General features: G+C 68.7%; 17 protein-coding genes and 1 tRNA gene. 11 read left to right on the forward strand and 7 right to left on the reverse strand.

Annotated elements, in window-relative coordinates; translation table 11 throughout:
• The first annotated feature begins 116 nt into the window (after nt 1–116).
• A complete protein-coding gene (locus ACWDUD_RS03910) occupies nt 117–905 on the forward strand; it encodes a hypothetical protein (RefSeq protein ID WP_450108380.1) in 789 nt (262 codons plus the stop codon).
• A 147-nt stretch (nt 906–1052) separates the two neighbouring features.
• Here ACWDUD_RS03910 and ACWDUD_RS03915 read toward each other — a convergent pair.
• Together ACWDUD_RS03915 and ACWDUD_RS03920 are read right to left on the reverse strand one after the other, a co-directional pair.
• Nucleotides 1053–1126: transfer RNA gene (locus tag ACWDUD_RS03915), tRNA-Gly, on the reverse strand.
• Nucleotides 1127–1234: 108 nt separating this feature from the next.
• The gene (locus ACWDUD_RS03920; protein WP_450108381.1) at nt 1235–2056 is read right to left on the reverse strand and encodes an oxygenase MpaB family protein; all 822 of its coding nucleotides are present in this window, start codon (nt 2054–2056) and stop codon (nt 1235–1237) included.
• Nucleotides 2057–2144: 88 nt separating this feature from the next.
• Here ACWDUD_RS03920 and ACWDUD_RS03925 point away from each other — a divergent pair, with 88 nt between their 5' ends.
• Nucleotides 2145–2762, forward strand: a complete 618-nt coding sequence (locus ACWDUD_RS03925; RefSeq protein WP_248676298.1) for a TetR/AcrR family transcriptional regulator — start codon at nt 2145–2147, stop codon at nt 2760–2762.
• Here the strand turns inward: ACWDUD_RS03925 and ACWDUD_RS03930 are convergent.
• Complete coding sequence (locus ACWDUD_RS03930) at nt 2737–4086, reverse strand: MFS transporter (protein ID WP_197256476.1); 1350 nt, start codon at nt 4084–4086, stop codon at nt 2737–2739. The two genes, ACWDUD_RS03925 and ACWDUD_RS03930, sit on opposite strands and share 26 nt — an antisense overlap.
• A gap of 218 nt (nt 4087–4304) precedes the next feature.
• Here ACWDUD_RS03930 and dcd point away from each other — a divergent pair, with 218 nt between their 5' ends.
• The 8 genes from dcd (at nt 4305) to ACWDUD_RS03970 (ending at nt 12196) form a co-directional block, all read left to right on the forward strand.
• Nucleotides 4305–4895 (forward strand): dCTP deaminase, encoded by a 591-nt coding sequence (gene dcd / locus ACWDUD_RS03935; RefSeq protein WP_197256478.1) that lies wholly within the window; start codon nt 4305–4307, stop codon nt 4893–4895.
• 284 nt (nt 4896–5179) lie between these two features.
• Nucleotides 5180–5416: a hypothetical protein gene (locus ACWDUD_RS03940; RefSeq protein ID WP_197256480.1), complete on the forward strand. Its 237-nt coding sequence runs from the start codon at nt 5180–5182 to the stop codon at nt 5414–5416.
• Entirely contained in the window at nt 5400–6806 is a 1407-nt protein-coding gene (locus ACWDUD_RS03945; RefSeq protein WP_450108382.1) for a DUF692 domain-containing protein, read from the forward strand. Before ACWDUD_RS03940 ends, ACWDUD_RS03945 begins: the two co-directional genes overlap by 17 nt.
• A 99-nt stretch (nt 6807–6905) precedes the next feature.
• Entirely contained in the window at nt 6906–8957 is a 2052-nt protein-coding gene (locus ACWDUD_RS03950; RefSeq protein WP_450108383.1) for a DNA/RNA non-specific endonuclease, read from the forward strand.
• A gap of 110 nt (nt 8958–9067) precedes the next feature.
• On the forward strand, nt 9068–9226 hold the full coding sequence (locus tag ACWDUD_RS03955; protein WP_450108384.1) for a hypothetical protein: 159 nt from the start codon (nt 9068–9070) through the stop codon (nt 9224–9226).
• Between the two features lie 210 nt (nt 9227–9436).
• Nucleotides 9437–9727 (forward strand): SelT/SelW/SelH family protein, encoded by a 291-nt coding sequence (locus ACWDUD_RS03960; RefSeq protein ID WP_197256485.1) that lies wholly within the window; start codon nt 9437–9439, stop codon nt 9725–9727.
• Between the two features lie 131 nt (nt 9728–9858).
• On the forward strand, nt 9859–10482 hold the full coding sequence (locus tag ACWDUD_RS03965; protein WP_450108385.1) for a hypothetical protein: 624 nt from the start codon (nt 9859–9861) through the stop codon (nt 10480–10482).
• Nucleotides 10483–10582: 100 nt separating this feature from the next.
• The gene (locus ACWDUD_RS03970) at nt 10583–12196 is read left to right on the forward strand and encodes a hypothetical protein (RefSeq protein WP_450108386.1); all 1614 of its coding nucleotides are present in this window, start codon (nt 10583–10585) and stop codon (nt 12194–12196) included.
• 3 nt (nt 12197–12199) lie between these two features.
• On the opposite strand, the gene ACWDUD_RS03975 is transcribed toward ACWDUD_RS03970, so the two are convergent.
• Nucleotides 12200–13327, reverse strand: a complete 1128-nt coding sequence (locus ACWDUD_RS03975) for a cellulase family glycosylhydrolase (protein WP_450108387.1) — start codon at nt 13325–13327, stop codon at nt 12200–12202.
• A 291-nt stretch (nt 13328–13618) separates the two neighbouring features.
• Here ACWDUD_RS03975 and ACWDUD_RS03980 point away from each other — a divergent pair, with 291 nt between their 5' ends.
• Nucleotides 13619–14677 (forward strand): GNAT family N-acetyltransferase, encoded by a 1059-nt coding sequence (locus tag ACWDUD_RS03980; protein WP_450108388.1) that lies wholly within the window; start codon nt 13619–13621, stop codon nt 14675–14677.
• Between the two features lie 12 nt (nt 14678–14689).
• Here the strand turns inward: ACWDUD_RS03980 and ACWDUD_RS03985 are convergent, their stop codons facing one another.
• From ACWDUD_RS03985 to ACWDUD_RS03995, 3 genes are read right to left on the reverse strand one after another with little or no spacing between them, the layout of a single operon-like run.
• On the reverse strand, nt 14690–15778 hold the full coding sequence (locus ACWDUD_RS03985; RefSeq protein WP_450108389.1) for a cellulase family glycosylhydrolase: 1089 nt from the start codon (nt 15776–15778) through the stop codon (nt 14690–14692).
• Nucleotides 15771–16871: a glycosyltransferase family 4 protein gene (locus ACWDUD_RS03990; protein ID WP_450108390.1), complete on the reverse strand. Its 1101-nt coding sequence runs from the start codon at nt 16869–16871 to the stop codon at nt 15771–15773. The genes ACWDUD_RS03985 and ACWDUD_RS03990 overlap by 8 nt, the downstream gene beginning before the upstream one ends.
• 5 nt (nt 16872–16876) lie before the next feature.
• Nucleotides 16877–18622 carry a flippase gene (locus tag ACWDUD_RS03995; RefSeq protein ID WP_450108391.1) on the reverse strand — a complete coding sequence of 582 codons (1746 nt, stop codon included), beginning with the start codon at nt 18620–18622 and terminating at the stop codon, nt 16877–16879.
• Nucleotides 18623–18627 lie beyond the last annotated feature (5 nt).

The following is an 18627-nucleotide window of genomic DNA, read 5'->3' on the forward strand; positions in this document are numbered from 1 at the left end:
CCGGCTCGGCCCGGTGATGCGTCTCCCGGTCTATGACGCCGGCGGGTTCACGCAAGGGCACCGGAGGACTCTCCCGCGGTGCGGGGCGCCGGGGGAAACGATCCCGAAGCCGCCAGTTGATCGCCGATCGCGCCTACAACAACGTCCGCAACGACACGTTCGCGCTTCCGGTCTGGAAGCTCGGGTACACCACGATCTACGACCTGCACCCGAACCGGTGTGGCATGCATCCCGGACCCGAAGGCACGCACACCTTCTGGATCGACGGGGTCCTGTACGCGGACAGCCTCCCGGAAGGACTGTACGACCTCGACCCGATCGCCATCGACGTGTCGAAAGACGACCGTGAGCGGGTCGAGCGCCGGCACCAGGCGCGGCAGGCGTACGCGTACATTCCGCACGACGCGCGCCACCCCGATGAATCACGCAGCTATCGCGGGCCCGCTGCCCAGCCTGGGCGGCTCCGCTGCCCGAACAACCCGAAGTCGATGAGGGCGCCGCAGAGCGTCCCGACGACCTCGTGCACTCGCGGCGAGGAATGCGGGTGCGGACACACGATCACCTTGTACGACTCGGACTACCCGGATATGCGGATGCAGTTCCAGCACGGCACCCTTGCGTGTGAGATGTCGTATCACCGCAGGGTCGGGATCGAGAGTGTGTTCGCCGATCTGAAGCAGAACCGGCTGCATGTGCATCGCGGGTACTTCCGCGGTTTCGGGATCGGCCGGTACACGGTGCTTGTCGGCTTCACATTTGCTGCGCTGACGTGCTCGAGCTGCACGACTGGTTCTGCAAGCGTGTGCGTCTCGATCCGCGGGGCCGGTTCCTCGGTGAGCCGGAACCGGTGCGCGCAATCGGTAGGCGTCGTCTCGCAACGCGATCGCGCGAAGAGTCCCCGGTGAGGATCCGATCCGGCAGATAGCGACCCCTGCCCCGGTAGCGAAATCCACGGGTTCCGCGGTTCGACTTCGGCCACCTGGTGAAATTGCCATCGCGTCGACGCCGCGAGAGCACGACTCGGCTCAGTCTGTAGGGGAATCGCGTCATGGTGGAGCCGATGACGGGAATCGAACCCGCGTATTCAGCTTGGGAAGCTGATGTTCTACCATTGAACTACATCGGCACGCTGGGCTTTTGCCGATTTTCACCGGCTCGTCCCTAGCTCGTCGCACACTGTATCAGACTCCCCGCGACCTCTGTCACCATGTCTGCGACGTGTGTCGCCGGCCGCTCACATGAGGGCGCGGCCGGTCCGGATCCGCCACCGCATGTCGGCCAGGAGCAGCCGGTAGGGGGCTTCGCGGACGGGAACGGGGAGGCGTTTGTTGACCTTGCCGATCGCGCGCATGACCCGGTCGAAGCGACGCTGGTCGCGCGGGCTCCACGCCAGACGCATCTGGTCGCGGAACAGCGGCGGGAGGAACCCGGCGGTGAAGAACAGATTCATCCGGCCGAACAGCCGCGACGCCGGCCCGGGCACGAATTCGAGCTTCGTGATGGACAGCAGGTGCTCGCGGATCCTGTCGTCGATGTGGACCTTCTTCAGGCCCTCGTTCCAGTACTCCTCGAACGCCTCGCGGTCGACCGGCCACATGTCCGGCTTGACCTGCAGGGTGGTGCCGAACCGGGCGCCGTTTTGGTAGAAGTAGTCGACGTGCTCGTCGGCGATCGGCCCGTACAGCGCCCGGTGGACGTCCTCGAATCCGCGGTAGATGCACGACGCGACCCACAGCTGCAGTTCCGGATCGAATGCGTTGTACTTCACCGGGCTCTCGGCGGTGGAGCGGACCTGCCGATGCGAGCGATTCACGGCGTCGCGGAACAACTTTCGTTCCTCCTCGGTGCCGCGCGCGGCGACCGCGAGGTAGCCGAGGGTGGTGCGGGTGCGCTTGAACGGGTGATCGAAGAGACGTCCCGATTCGACGCGGCTCTCGAACACGCCGTAGCCGACGCCGGGCCACGACAACTGCATGATGATGTTCGCGGCTCCGGCGGCGAGGCCGATGCCGTCCATCGTGTCGTCGAGTCCTGCCGGTTTCTCCGTCGTCGTCACGCTCCACCCTCCATCCGAACAGTATCTGGGTACGAATGTACGCAGATATATGACGCTCGTAAAGCGGCGGGGCTGACAAGATGGCCGCATGGCAACAGGACGGCTCTACGGGGGACGCGGCGGCGAGGAACGGCAGGCGGATCGCCGCGCCCAGCTCATCGAGGCAGGTCTCGACCTGCTCGGCGCACCCGACGGAGAACCCACCCTGTCGGTGCGCGGCGTGTGCAAGCGCTCCGGCCTGGCCTCGCGCTACTTCTACGAGAGCTTCGCCGACCGCGACGCGCTGACCGGTGCCGTGTACGACCACGTCGTGCAGCAGATCGCGCAGAGCACCCTCGCGGCGGTGGCCGCCGCGCCCCGCGACGAACGCGGCATCGTGCACGCGGCCGTCGCGAACATCGTCCGCGAGATCGCTGCGGATCCCCGCCTGGGACGCGTGCTGTTCTCCGTCAGCCAGGCCGACCCGCAGCTCGCGCGGCGCCGCCTCGAATCCGCGCGCATGTTCGCCGGGCTGGTGACGATGCAGGCCGAGGACTTCTACCAGGCGAAACTCAGCCCCACCCTCGACCTCGCCGCGCACTTCGTCGTCGGCGGGCTGGCGCAGGCGCTCACGTCCTGGCTCGACGGCACGGTCCCGCTCGAGGAGGACGAGGTCGTCGAGGCGTGCACCGAACTGCTGCTCACGGCATCGACGATGATGCGGTGATCCGGGCGGCGGCCGCGCACGCCCCGACCGCGACCACCGTCGCGCCCGCGAACATCGCCGCGAACCCCCACGCGGTGGCCGCGGATGCTGCGAACACCACCGTCCCCGCGCACAGCCACACCGATTGCGCCGCAGCATCATTGACCTGCATCGCCGCCGAGTTCGTGCCCGTCTGCTCCGGCGGCGAGTAGTCGAGCAACAGCACCGACGTCGACGCGAACACCATCCCGATCCCGAGGCTCGTTACCGACCAGCCGGCCAGCGCGATCGCGGGCCACACCTCCGACCAGAGCACGCTGGTCGATGCGCCGATCCCGACCGCGAGCGCCGCCGTTCCCCACCGCACACGCACCGCCGCATCCGACAGCGCCGACACGTGCGCCGCGATCCACGACCCGGCGAACCACGCGAGCGCCGACACAGTCAGGAACATCCCGGCATGCGCGGGCGTGAATCCGTGGAACTGCACCAACGCCAGCGGCACATACACCTCGGCACCGAAGAACGCCGCGCCCGTCAGCGAGCGCGCAGACAGCACGGCGGGCAGGCCCGCGGCGAAACGCCACGTCCCGGCGGGCACCAGCCGCGGAACGGACCAGCACACAGCCGCGACCGCCGCGGCCAGCAGCAGCGGCCACCCCGCGACCTCCCGTTGCCCGGCGACCCCGACGGCGAGCACCGCGATCGCCGCGACCGCCGCCCACCGCAGCGACGGCGCGGTACGGGCCGGATCGTCCGACGGTGACGCCCGCCGCAACTCGGGGGCCAGCGCGACCACGGCGACGACGGCGGGCAGCGGCGCGAGCGCGAACACCCACCGCCACCCGACGGCGTCGGCCAGCGCACCGGCCACGGGCGGTCCGATCAGGGCCGGCAGCACCCACGCGCTGGTAAGGACCGTGAACACCCGCGCCCGGAACTCCTCGGGATAGGCGACGGCGACCAGCACGTACAGCGCGACCCCGGCGAGCCCGGACCCGAATCCCTGCACGGCCCGGCCCGCGAGGAACACGGCGATATCGGGGGCTGCGGCCACCTCGATCAGGCCGGCCGAGAACACCGCCACCCCGGTGTAGAGGGCGGGTCCGGGGCCTGACCGGTCGATCCACACCCCGGCGACGCAGATCGCGAACACCGACATCGCGATCGGGGCGGCGAACGCCAGCGCATACGAGGTGAGCGCCCCGAACTCGTGGCCGACGACGGGCATGACCGTCGCGACGGCGAACGATTCGAACGCGAACAGCGCAGACAGGAAGAACAGCCCGACCGTCGTCGTGCGGAACCGGCCCGACCACAGTGGGGGCGCGGAGACGACCGTCATGCCGTCACCTCGTCCACGCCTCGCCCGAGCGAACGGTAAATTCCGTCTGTTGAAGGAGTCGGGTGTACCGCTCGCTCGGGAAGCCGGGGGTGTTCGAAACGCGAACCGAACTCGCGCCGGGCAATCGGGTGCATGGCCGCCTCCGTTCGTCGGGTGTGGTCCCAGCGAACAACCTCCAGCCGACTCGAGGTCAAGAGGCACATTGTTAACCTCTACGCGTGCTGCTCTCCGATCGTGACATCCGCGCCCAGCTCGCCTCCGGGCATCTGGGCATCGACCCCTTCGACCCGGAGATGGTGCAGCCATCGAGTGTGGACGTCCGCCTCGACAGCCTGTTCCGCGTCTTCAACAACACGCGCTACACGCACATCGACCCTGCTCAGCGCCAGGACGAGCTGACCTCTCTCGTGCAGGCCCCGCCCGGCGAACCGTTCGTGCTCCACCCGGGCGAGTTCGTGCTCGGCTCGACGATGGAACGCTGCACGCTGCCCGACGACCTCGCCGGTCGTCTCGAGGGCAAGTCGTCGCTCGGACGCCTCGGACTGCTCACGCACTCGACCGCCGGATTCATCGACCCGGGTTTCGACGGGCACATCACCCTCGAGCTGTCGAACGTCGCGAACCTGCCGATCACGCTGTGGCCGGGCATGAAGATCGGCCAGTTGTGCCTGTTCCGCCTGACCAGCCCCGCCGAGCATCCGTACGGCAGCGCGAAGGTCGGGTCCAAATATCAGGGGCAGCGCGGGCCGACCCCGTCGAAGGCGTACCTGAACTTCGCGCACAACCACCCGGACGCTCGCCCGAGCTGACGCTTCCCACTACCCGTGCCGCGCGGCGCGGCCTGCTCGACGATGAGGACACCCTCCCGTCGCGGAGTGCACGCATGCATGCGCACGACGACGTCCACATACTCAGCACGATCATCCGACCCGATCGTGACGGTTGACGTTCGACGCGATCCGATCGCCCGTCCGGCCGAGCTCACTGCGCCGTGATCCCCGCAGATTCGGGTAGTCCGCTACTCGTGTGCACCGCGGTCCCCGCTCGTACGTTCGGATACGTCACACGATCCGACGACGAGGGGAGCACCCCGATGACAGAGATCGAACAACGCAGTCCACGTTCACCGGACACGGTGCGGGTGTACCTGCCGCACCACGCCGCACACGACCTCGACGCGGTCGCGAAGATCTCCCGGCAGGTGCTCGATCGACTCGGTTGCCCTGGCTGCACATCCGGGTTCGACATCCGGTTCATCGAGTTGCGGGACTTCGCGGTGGACCCCGACAGTCTCGACGTCCGGGAGATCCCCGGTGCACCGAGATACTGACGGCTCCGTCCTCGGCGTCGGCATGGTCTACTGCCCGGCGCTCGGACCGGTCTTCGAGGCCGGCCCGGACGTCGTGGCCGTCGCCGAACTCGAGCCGCAAACACTCTGGCGCACAGTCTGTTCCGAAGGCAAATGGCGTTATCGTGTCGACGGGTGGGCGCTCGACGCCGTGGCAGTGCTGCCGCAACGCAAGCTCGTCCACGGGGTAGGGCAGCCGCTCGCCGGAAGCATCGACGATCCGCTGGACTACCGGACCCCGTTGCGTGGCGTCGTCGATCTGCTCGACCCGCCGTGGGTCAGCGAACACCTCAGCTTCGTGCGTACCGCCGGTGCCTCGGGGATCGAGCACGCCGGATTTCTGTTGCCGCCGGCGCAGACCCCGGAGCAGGTTGCCGTCGCCGCGGAGAACATCGACGACTACCGGCGGGTGGTGGGCAGGCCCGTCGCGTTCGAAACCGGAGTCGACTACCGGGCACCACGCGAGGACGAACTCGACGACGGCGTCTTCTTCCGGGACGTCGCCGCACGCTCCGGCAGCGGGATCGTGCTGGACCTGCACAACCTGTGGTGCAACGAGGTCAACGGTCGCGGTGCGGTGCGCGACGTCCTGTCCCGCATCCCGCTCGACCGGGTGTGGGAGGTGCACGTCGCCGGCGGCGACGACCTGGACGGATACCGGCTCGACGCCCACAGCGGCGCGGTGCCGGGCGAACTGCTCGACCTCACCGCCGACGTCGTGCCGCGCCTGCCGAATCTGCGGGCATTGACGTTCGAGATCATGCCGTCCCACGTGCCCCGGCTCGGACTCGACGGCGTGCATGCCCAGCTGGAACGGTTGTGGCAGATCTGGGATCTGCGACCGGATGCCGCACCGGAACCGTTTCCGACCGCGATCGCGACCCGCGCTTCCGCCGCCGAGCGCGCGACGGTGCACCGGGCGGAACGGAACCTGGTCGCGGCACTGCGCGGTGCGGGACCGGCGGAACCGGGTGTGCGCCTGTACCGCAGGCTCGTCGACGAACAGCGCCGCGCGCATCTCGCCCAGGCGCTGCGCTACACGACGACGGCGCTGCTCACCACGCTCGGCGCGGCGGCCACGGAAGCGGTGATCGCCGAACACCTGTCGGCACATCCGCCCGAGATGACACCCGGGGTCGAGGGATACCGGTTCGCGATGTACCTGGCCTCGCGCCCCGGCCTGATCGACGCGGTGCCGCACCTGCGGCAGGTTCTCGAGTTCGAGACCGCCCTGTTGCGCGCGGCGCTGTTCGGGACGTCCACGGTGGTCGAGTGGGACGTCGACCCGGCCGGGGTCCTCGACGCTCTCGACGAGGGACGCGCCCCGGGCGTTCTCGAACCGCAGTCGTACTCGGTGTCCGTGGAGATCTGACGGCGGCCGGATTCGCGTAGTGCACTACTCGTGACCGCAGCCCCGTACCGGGCGACGCTGAAGACGATCCGAATCCATTTCTCGCCCGAAGGTGATGCCATGACGATCATCTCCAACACCAGGGTCCACGGCTCCGGCGACAACGCCGCGGCCTATCTCACCGAACGCGAACACCAGCGCCGCGCCGCGGCCCGGCGCATCGTCGACCGGTCCGATGTACGGGTCGGCAACGAGCAGGTACTCGGGGAACCCGGCGGGATCGCCCGCGCCGACGACCCCGCGCGCATCGCGAAGCGTCTCGACCGGGTGAGCCGCTACTACCTCGGCGGCGATCCCGCCGATGCGCCGGCGGGTGCCGATCCTGCCGCGTTGGTCGAATCTGCGCTCGAACGCGCCCCCGCGATCCTGGGATCCGGGACCGAGGACGTGGAGTCGATGCTCGAAAAGATCATCAACACATCGGATTTCGTGGGGGTGCGCTATCTCGACGAGGGGGTGGCGGCCGCGCGCGCGATCGGCCGCGTCCACATCCTCGGCGCGGACGGATCACGGCTCGGCTTCGGCACCGGCTTCCTGGTCTCCCCGCACCTGCTGCTCACCAATCATCACGTGCTGCCCGACGCGGTCATCGCGGCGGCGAGCGCCGTCGAGTTCGACTTCCAGGACGGCATCGCCGGCCGCCCCCTGACTCCCCGATCGGTGCCGCTGGATCCGGGCCGGTTCTTCGTCGCCGACCGGGAACGGGATTTCGCGCTCGTCGCGGTCGACGCGCCGCCGGATGTCCTCGCGCAGTACGGCTTCAACCGCCTGACCGAGGCTCAGGGCACGGTGGTCATCGGCGAGTTCGTGACCATCGTGCAGCATCCGCGCGGCGAGAAGAAGCAAATTGCGTTGCGGGAGAACAAGATCGTCGACATCCCCGAGATGTTCGTGCACTACTCCGCGGATACCGAACCCGGATCCTCCGGTTCTCCGGTGTTCAACGACCAGTGGGAGGTCGTCGCGTTGCACCACGCGAGTGTGCGGGCACCGCAGCAGACCCAGTTCGGTGGATTCCTCAACGAGGGCGTGCGGATCAGCCGGATCCTGCAGTTCCTCCGCGACCGTGATCTGCCGCCCGAGCAGCGGGCGCTGGTCGAGGAGCTGACCACCGCCGAACGTCCGGAGCTGCTCACCGATCGGCCGGTCCCGCAGTCACGCCCCGGCGCCGCGGAAACGTCGGACGGCGCTGTGACAGTGCAGATTCCGCGCGACCGGACAGTGGAGATCACTGTGCGGGTCGGCGCGACCGCAGCGGACGCGACGATTCCACCGTCCATAACCGAGGCCATCTCCATCGATCCCGACTACAGCCGGCGCGACGGATACGACCCCGGCTTCCTCGGCACGGCGCTACCGCCTCCGGTCGTGACCGGTGACACGGTCTCGGTGGCATCCGATGAGCTTCGCTACCACCACTTCAGCGTCGTCATGCACCGGCAGCGCCGGTTGGCTCTCTTCACCGCGGTCAACATCGACGGCGGACTCGCGCAGAAACCGCGACGGGACAGCGACCGGTGGATCCGCGATCCGCGTCTTCCCGCCGACGAACAGACGGGTGAGGAGGTCTATCGCGACAATCCGCTCGACCGTGGTCATCTCGTGCGTCGCCTCGATCCGGCGTGGGGTCCGCTTGCGAAGGCCGCGAACGACGACACCTTCCATTTCACCAACTGCACCCCGCAGCATCACGATTTCAACGCGGGCAGCACGCTGTGGCTCGGGCTCGAGGACTACGTGCTCGGCAACGCCGACAATCGGGATTTGAAGGTGAGCGTGGTGACGGGGCCGATCCTCGCGGACGACGATCCGCTGTATCGGGGTGTCGCCCTGCCCCGCCAGTACTGGAAGGTGGTGGCGATGACGAAGTCCGACGGTACGTTGTCCGCCACCGGATATCTGCTCAGCCAGGCCGCGCTGCTCGACGAGTTCCTCGCGGGCCCGGAGGAGTTCTCGTTCGGTGCCTACCGCACCTTCCAGGTTCCGGTGCGGCGTATCGCTTCGATGACCGGTCTGGGCCTGGACGCCTACGTCGCCGGTGACCCTCTCGAGCGCATCGAGGCGGGTGTCTCGGCCCGCGAACTGCTGCGACCCCAGGATCTGATCTTGTGACACCGATCCGGGAGTGCGGTCTGTGACCGACCGGCCGATCATTGCCCCGTCGCTCCGCTGCGTCGGAGCAATGGTTGGCCCGGATCCGGTTATCGGGGACAATATCGGTCATGTGGTGGTGGATCGCCATAGGCGTCGCGGTGTGGGTGATAGTGGCGGTGGCCGCCGCGCTGATCATCGGGCGCATTCTCCGCCGTGCCGACGTGGAGGAGCAGATCGTCGAGATTCAGCGCAGTCAGCGGGACGGCTCACATACGGAATTGAGCTGACACGCCGAAATCGTTTGTACTAGCGAGTAACGATCTTTATCGCTACTGTCCACTGCGGTCGTCCTCCAACCCCCCTGCGTGGGCGGCCGCGCAGGCTGGTCATCCCCCCCATCACCGGTCTGCAGAGACCCCGCCGACCCCCCACCACTGTCGGCGGGGTTTCGCCTTTCCGGCGCGCGTAACGACCGTTCGGGTCGATATCCTCGCGACATGACGACGGGACCGCGGATCACCATCACGTACTGCACGCAGTGTCAATGGCTGCTGCGTGCCGGATGGATGGCTCAGGAACTCCTGAACACCTTCGGTTGCGATCTCGGTGAGGTAGCACTGATTCCCGGCACGGGTGGAATTTTCCAGGTGACCGCGGACACGCAGCTCGTGTGGGATCGCAAACGGGACGGGGGCTTTCCCGACATCGTCACCCTGAAGCAGCGGGTGCGTGACGTCGTCGATCCCGATCGTGATCTCGGGCACGGGGACCGGCCGACGCGCGCCTAGAGCCTCCCGGCTGTTCCGCCCCGAGACCGTTAGCGTGGGTACGCACCATCCATCAGGTGGGCCGTTCAGGGAGACCGCGAATCGCGGTGCGGCCACCGACATGCACAGGGAAGCAAGGGGAGGACATACCCATGACCATGTTCGCGAAGAGTGCTGCCGTGACAGCGCTGGGAGCCGCGACAATTGCGGTGCTCGCACCCGCCACAGCGACCGCAGCGGGCGCACCCGACGTCTCGGTGACCGCGCAGCCCGGCGCGGTGCGGGTCGATTTCGATTTCCGTGGCGTCGACGTCGCGCTCGGCGTCACTTGCATCACCTACGTCGTCGCCCAGCAGGGCACTCTGGACGCGGCGGAGCCGTCGGGACGCCGTGACGCCCAACCGGCAGGCTCGAGTTTCTCGATCCCGAACACCAGCACCTCGGCTGCCACGTACGTCGGTGAGAACGGTCCGGTTTCGGCGGGTCCGCGGGCCATCACGTCCGGGACCTACGACGTCTTCTGGGGTTGCCAGGACGCCGAGGGCAAAAGGTGGGAGAACATCTTCGGCCCGTCGGGACGGCCGTTCGTCTCCCCGATCACCGTGACGGTGCCCGGCGAATCTGCCGCGACCTCGCAGTCGCAGAGCAGTCCGGCCTCGGGAGGCGCAGCACCGGCCGTGCCGCCGGCACCTGCTGCTCCGCAGGCGCCGGCCGGCCCGGTGGCACTGGTGACGGAGGGTCTGCAGGCGCTGTCCACCCTCGTCGGGATCGCCTGATCCCCGGTACCGCGCCGATCCCGGCCACGTAACATTCGGCGAACGTCGCCCGACGTAGCGTTGGCATGGTTTGTCCGGATCGGTGCGGGAGAGGTCCCCAGTGTCAGAAGGAAGCATCCGCGACGCACAGTTGCGTCGTGAACTCGGTGTTCCCCCATCGTTCGACCTGCCGGGGCACCTCCGGGATCTCGCTCGCGTTGCCCTGCCCGCGTTCCTGATCGCAGCGGTCGGCGCCGCGCTCGTCTTCGTCGTGCGCGACAGCGGACCGGGCGTCTACGAGTCCCGGGTCGTGGCGGAGATCCGCAGCACCTCCCCGCTGTACGGCGGCGACGCGAACCTCGGGCAGCTCACCGCGCCCTACGTCGCACTGTCCTCGGACTCCGAGGTGGTCGCGCTCATCGGGGAGGCGATGGGTGAGGGCTGGGATGCGGCGACCGTCGAGGGCCACATCGAGGTTTCGCCCGGTCCGTCGCCCACACTGCTGATCGTGAACGCCACTGCGGACTCCCAGGCCGAGGCCGACGAGCTCACCGGAATCGTCGTGACCTCGCTCGGCCGGGTGCAGTCCGGGCGGAACCGGGCCGCCGTCGACGCGAGCGTGGCCGGGCTCGACACGACCATCGCGGACCGGCGTGCCGAACTCGCGAGCCTCGACCCGGAGTCCCCGGCGTATGCGGCGTTGCAGGGTGAGATCGACGCGCGAATCGACGAGCAGCGTCAGCTCCGCGCCAGCTTCGGAAGTACCCAGCTGCAACTGCTGGCGTCGCCGAACAGCAGCGGCGAGAAGGTGTCACCGAAGCCGGCCGCCGAGGCGATGGTCGCGTTCCTTGCGTTGTTCCTCGCCGCCGCCGAGGCCCTGGTGGCGCTGAGCGGTCGCCGCGGCACCGCCAACAGCCCGGAATGGGCGCGGCGGCTGTCCCGCCGCTACCGGACCGCACTGCAGATCGAACACACCGACGCGCTCGGCCTGCCGCTGGACACCATCGTCATGGTGAATCAGCGTGCCTCCCTGGGTGAGTCGATCCTGATCCTCGCGGGCGCCGGAGTGCAGTCGGACCCGCGGAGCTTCACCGGTGCCGCCGCGGACCGGATCACGCGGGCCGCGTTGACCGACCGCTGGTGGCAGTCGGTCCCGACCGACGAACTGGCGCTCGCGGTGGTCGTGGTCGCAGCCGCCGAGAGCGAGCGCGCAGCCGTCGAGGACGCAGTGCGCGCCCTGGCCGAGATCGAGGTGCCCACCCGACTCGTGCTGCTCGCGGCGGGACCGCGCGGAAGCCTGTTCGGTGCACTGGGTTCACTGCGCGCCCCAGGTTCTCTCCGCTCCTCAGGTGCTCGGCGTGCCACAGACACGTCCGTCGCCCCGACCCCGGTTCCGACGCCGACCCCGACCCCGGTTCCGACGCCGACTCCGACCCCGACCCCGGCGGAACCGGCGGCACGGAACGTCCCGGCTTCCCCCGTGGTGCCGGCCGCACCGGGTTGGGCAGAGAGCCGTCCGCCGAGCACGCCCGCGAGCGTCGAACAGGTCTGGCGCACGTCCCGACCTCCCGAGACCTGGAGGGCCCCTGCGCCCCACGGTCAGCAGGTTCCGATGCCGTACCCGGGTCAGGGCAACGGACACCCTACACAGCAGGACAGGGCCGAACTCGGTGCACAGATCGTGCACGACGATCCGCGCGGACCGGGTACGCCCCCGGACTCGTGGGGCCGCTGACGGTTACGACACGACCGGGGGTGGCGTCGTGGGCTCCGAGTCGAGGATGTCGGAAACCCCGGTGCATGCGGTTGCGGCCGATTGCACCACAGCCAGAGACGGTTTCGCGGTGAAGTTGTACTCGAGCAAACCGAAGTTCTGTTCGCGGTCGGACAGGTTGGTGCCGTGGTTGCGCAGCGTGTACACGAACACCTTGTCGACGTACCCGAGTCGGCGTGCCTCCGCGATGCCGTCGCGGATGATGTCCGCCTGCCGTTGTGCGCTCACCGCGTCGCTCGCCCGGCCCGTCGGTGCGCCGAATTCGGTCGCCCAGATCTCGGTGGCCGAGTCGCCGTACTGCACCATCGTGTCCCGCATGAACCGCATGCGGTAGAAGGTGTTCCAACTCTGGGTGCTCGCGTCGGACGGTAGCGCCGGCCAGCTGTAGGGGTGGACGGACAGTGCGTCGAAATACTGTTGTGCTCCACGCTGATAGAGCTGCTGCACATAGGTGGTGGGCGCGATGTTCGTGCCGTCGTCGACCGCCGGTGCGAGGCCTCCGTTGAGGATCATCGCGCCGGGCTGCACCGAACGGATGGCCTGCGCTGCGGCGGACAGCAACTGCACGTAGGCATCCGGGTTCGGGGCGGGCCGGAAGAAGTTCACCAGATTCGGTTCGTTCCAGATCTCCCACGTGGCGATCCTGCCGTTGTAGCGTTCCGCGGCCTGCTTCGCGAAGGTCGCGAAAGCCGCCGGATCCGCGGGCCGGCCGTGCGAATCGGAGGTGCCGGCCACCCGGGCCCAGGCCGGGGTGTAGGTGACGATGCCGAGCAGATTCAGTCCGCGGGCACGGGCCCGGTCGACAAGCCGATCGATCGCAGACCAGTTATGTTGTCCTCGGGTGGCTTCCACGACGGACCAGTCGATGTCGAATCTCAGCCAGCGGATTCCCGTGTTCCACATGGCGTCGAGTTCCCGGGTGAGGTCGGCATCCGAGAGACCCAGCATGGGTGCGCCACCGGAAATGCCGAGGTCGGAGGTGGTGCAGCCGGTCGGTGGAGGCGGTACGGGCGGAGCGCACGCGACGGTGGCGGCGAGGGATCCGGCGACGAGCACCGGCACTGCGGATCGGAACAGGCGTGAATGTCGCACGGCGATACCTTCTTCCGGTCACGTCCGGTGTCCGGACGTCTGGCGGTACCCGGGCGTGCGCAGGCACGAGCCGCGGCCTGTAACCTACGAGCGTCCCGGACCGATACCCCGGCGAGGGCATCGGTGACAACGGTTACCACCCGTCACAGTGGTAACAGCAGTAACAGAGCCATCGGGAAGAATGTATCGACATGAGGGGCCGTGCGGCCGGTATTTGCCGACGATTTTCGTACGCGGCTGTCGGCAGACGCGAACCGGCGGCAGTGCAGCGACCCTCGTCGGGATGATTCGATGACGTTCGCGATCCACGACGAGTCCACGATCGAGACGATCCTGGACGACTGGCACGACCTGACCACGCGCATCCCGCACCGGGTGGCGACCCGTCCGTCCTACGCATTGACGTGGTTCCGCGCCCTCGGCCGCGGACGCCTCGCGGTGTGCGCTGTCCGCCGCCACGGACGTCTCGTCGCGGTGGCACCGCTGCACAGCCGGAGCCGTCTCGGTGTCCGTGCGTACCGGGTTCTCGGGCACGGTCTCGCGACCATCGGTGGGGTGCTCGCCGAGGACGACGACGCGCTGAACGAATTGGTCGAGGCCCTCGCCACCCGGCGGATTCCGCTGCAACTGACACATCTGGAATCGACGGACCCCCTCATCGTGGCCCTCCGCAGATCGAACTGCTGGCACGTCGACGCATACATCGACGATCACTGCCTGACCATCGATCTCGAACCCGGACAGACTGCGGCTGCGTTGCGCGGAAAGAAAACCCTCAAGGCGCTCCGGCGCATCGAACGATCGCTGGAGAAGGCCGGCACCCCGGCGTCCGTCGAGGTCGTCACGGAACCGGCGGATCTTGCCCGGCGATGGCCGGACATCGCCGGCGTCGCCGCCCGCGCCGACGCCGACAGCGGCCGCGTCGACTTCTGTGCCCCGCCGATCGCAGCGTTCACCCGGCCGTTCCTGGAGGCCGAAGCGCGCGCCGGGTCGCTGCTCGTCGCGGGCCTGATCGTCGGCGACCGCTGGGTCGCGCACGAGATCATGTTCCGCACCGGCAGCACCGCGGAGATGTGGATGGCCCGGTTCGATCCCGGCGTTGCGCACCTCCGACCCGGACACCTGCTGCATCGGTGGCTCGCCGATCATCACGACGATCTGGGCATCACCCGATTCGACTACCTGCTCGGAACCTCGGAATTCAAATCCCGTTGGGCCAACGGGGGATACGACGCGGTCACGGTCACCGCCACCCCGCGGGGCCGGCCGTTGCACCGGTGGACGCTCGACGTCGCCGACCGCGCCGCCGACCGGATCCGCCCGCTTCGATCCGTAATCGAAATACACTGACCGCCAACGGCTTCAGATGCACCCCGGGCTCGATGCGGCGCGCTGCACCACGTCCATCGCGGGTTTCGGATCGAGATCGTGATCGACGATGCCGAAGTTCTGCTCGCGGTCGGCGGCATCGGTCCCGCGATCGACGAGACTGTAGACGAACAGTTTGTCGACGAACGGCAGCCGGCGCTGCTCGTTGATGCCGTCGCCCAGGATCTCGGCCTGCTCGTCGGGGGACACGCTGTCCTCGCCCGAACCGGTCGGCGCCCCGAACTCGGTGGCCCAGATCCGGGTGTCCCCGTCGTCGTGATCCGCCATGACGGCGTGCAGGTTCCGCATGCGGTAGTAGGCGTTCCAGCGCCGCGTTCCCGCGTCGGAGGGCAGTGCCGGATAGCTGTACGGATGCATGCCCACGGCATCGAAGTCGTCTTCGACGCCCAGGCCGTACAGCTTGTCGAGGAACGTTGTGGGGCTGATGTCGGTACCGTCGTCGGTGGCGGGGGACAACCCGCCGGTGACGATCACCGCCTCCGGTGCTGCGGCCCGGATCGTGGCCGCCGCGGCGGAGAGAAGCTTCGCGTATTGTTCGACATCCGGTGCGGGCGTGAAGAACTGCGTCAGGTTCGGCTCGTTCCAGATCTCCCAGTGGCGCACCGTACCCGCGTACCGGGCCGCGGCATCACCGGCGAATCTGCCGAACTCGGCGGGATCGGAGGGACGGCCGTGCGAGTCGTCCCCCGCCTCGTCGACGCGTGCCCACGCGGGGGTGTTGGTGATCAGACCGAGCACCTGCAATCCGCGTTCGGTGGCCGCGGCCACGACCCGATCGACACCGTTCCAATCGCTCCGGCCGCGTTCCGGTTCGATCGTCGACCAGTCCACGTCGAAGCGGATCCAGCGGGCGCCGGACGCCTCGACGAGGTCGAGATACCGCTCGAGACGGTCGGCGGGCATCGCGTCGAGGCCGGACCCGGTGGCGATCCCGAGACTGTCGGCGGTGACCGTCGGGTCGCACGGCAGCGGGTCCGGGGAGCAGGCCGTCGCGGTGAGCACCACCGTGGTCAGCGCGGCGATCGTCCCGGCGACGGCGCGGCGGGGGAACGACTCAGGCACGCAGCAACTCCTCGAGCATCCGGGGGACGGTGGTCGTGCGGTCGTGGTTGTCCTCGACGCGGCGGCGGGCGGTCTCCGTGACCGACCGGCGCAGGCCGTCGTCGGTGAGTATCCGGTGGAGTGCCGCGTTGAGCGCATCCGGATCACCGGGTGGAACCAGAAGTCCCGCACCGCCTCCCAGCAGTACCGACGTGCCACCGTGATCGGTGCCGACCATCGGCACGCCCACGCTCATCGCCTCGAGCGCCACCAGCGGGCCCGCTTCGGGGGAGGTGCTGGCGGACACGGCGACGTCCCAGGTACGCAGCGTCGGAAGGGGTTCGACGCGGCCGAGGAAGGCGACGCGGCCGTCGAGGTCGGGTTCGCTTGCACGCCTGCGAAGTTCCTCGGCGTACGGTTCGTCGCCGGGAAAGGGTTCACCGGCGATCTCGAGTCGGACCCCCGGCATGCGGGACACCGCGTCGAGGAGCACCCGATGTCCCTTCCACGGGGTGAGCGCACCCATCATGCCGATCACCGGGGGCGCCGCGACGTCCGGGGAGACCCTGAAGTCGGGAACCTCGACACCGAGATGCGCGACCGTCACGGGGATTCCCAGCTCTCGGGGCGGCCGGGCCGTCGGCTCCGAAACCGCGACGGCGCGGGCGATTCCGCGGCGCGACAACCGCACGATCCCTCGTTGCTCGGCACTCGACAGGGTGTCGTGCACGAGCCACACCGCGCCGGGTATCCGCGCGAGCGCGACGGCGGGCAACGCGAACATCGAGTTCACGATCACCGTGTCCTCGCGTCCGCGCAGTGCCGCCCGGAGGATCCGGCCGGTACGCAGCCAGTCGGCAGCGATCCGGGCGACCGCCGCGGCCTTGGCGAGCCCGCGTTCGCCCTGCGGTCCGAGCCGGGGGATGGGCAGGATGTCGACCTCGGCCGGCAGTCGCGACCGCAGCGGCCCGTCGGGGCAGGCGACGGCGACCGGGCGAACCTCGTCGAGGGCGCACCGCACCAGTTGCAGCATGACCAGTTCGGCCCCGGACACCTGGGCGGTGTGGGTGACGAAGACGACGCGGCGCCGCGTGGAAGGGGGTCGGTAATTCACGTGTGCTACCTGGACTTCAGGAGATGGACGAGCCGGATTCTTCCGGCAACGGGCAGGAATTGCATGCCCGCGAGGACGAGTGAGGGTGCGACCGCGGCGGTCACGATCCACGGGATGTGGAAGCGGTCGGTCAGCAGCGTCGCCCACACGGTCACCGCGAAGCCGAGGATCGCGACACCGACGACCGCACCGGCCGGGAACAGCCGATGGACCGGGACCGTGCGGGCGACGACGATCCAGATGGCGGTCAGCAGAACCAGATCGGTGACGAGTGTTGCGATCGACGCCCCGAAGTACGACCACCGCGGGATCATGACCAGATTGAGCGCGATGTTCGCGGCCAGGCCGGCGAGCGCGACCCACGGATAGACGCGGTGGCGGGACGTGGAGACGAGCACCATCAATCCGAGTTCGGTGAGCATGGACAGGGCGCTGCCGAGCACGAGGAACCGGCCGGCGTCGGCGGCTTCGGCGAAACGCGAACCGTAGAGCAGATCCATCAATGCCGGTGCGACCGGCCAGAACGCGGCGACGGCGACCGCACCGAGCACGGTCAGGAGGATCGCCGCCTCGCGGGTGCGGCCGCGGAATCGCTCGGTGTCCCCGGGCCACGTCGCGACGAGCAGGGTGGTGACGGGACCGACGACGGTCGAGGCGACGATCCCGAGGAGGTCGGCGAACTTGTAGCCTACGGTGTAGAGCCCCACGGCGTCGAACGAGTCCATGCGGCCGATCATCAGCACGTCGATCTTCGACAGGATCGTGATGAGCGCGAAGCCGATGCTCAACGGCACGGCCTCGGCGAGCATCTCGCGCCATCGCCACAACTGGGCGCGGGCCGCGGGTACAGGACCGGCGATACCGTTTCGCACGCCGCGGATCTTGACGACGATCGCGACGATCTCGTTGATCACCGCCGGCACGACGAGCACCAGCAGCACGGGGGCGAACAGTACGGCGGCGACGGTGCAGACGAGCTGCACGAGCTGGCCGAGTGTCTCGGCGACCGCGACGTACGCCATCCGTAATCGGCTCTGGTACATCACCGTCAGTGCGTGACTGGGTGTCGCGACCACGACGACGAGACCGGCGATCACGGTCGCCCACACCACATCCGACGGATAACCCATCACCAGCACGTAGGCGATCGCCAGCAGGTGACCGAGCATGCCCAGCGCGGCGCGCAGCGCGATGAACGCCGTCGTCACGTAGGACACTTCCCACGGGTTGCACTCGACGAGCTTCGCGAGGACCACGCGGCCGACACCGAGATCGGTGACGACCGACAGCAGGCCGAGCAGACCGAAGACGAACGAGAACTTGCCGAAGTCGTCGGGTGACAGCGCGCGGGCGACGATCATCGATCCGGTCCAGCCCATCGCGGCGACCGCGACGCGGCTGCCCAGCATCGTGATCGTGTTGCGGCGGGCGTCGCGCGCGTCGAGTTCGGGGGTCTGCGGTTCGTGGATCGTGTCCTCGCGAATCTTCGCGGCGATCCGCTGCAGCACGACCGTCTCGGCGGCGACGTCGCCGTGGACACTGCCCTGGCCGGTCCCGTAGCTGGGGCTGCCCAGCGCGGACCACGATGCGGTGTCCCAGAGCCGGGCGTGCCGTCCGGCACTCGACCGGGTGGCGAAGGACGGCGCGACCGCCGACTCTGTCGCGAAGCTCTGCGCGACCGCCGACTCTGTCGCGAAGCTCTGCGCGACCCCGGGCTCGCCGAGGTCGTCCGGTCGTGTGTGCCTGCCCATCGCTA

Source organism: Rhodococcus sp. NPDC003382 (genome assembly GCF_053589135.1).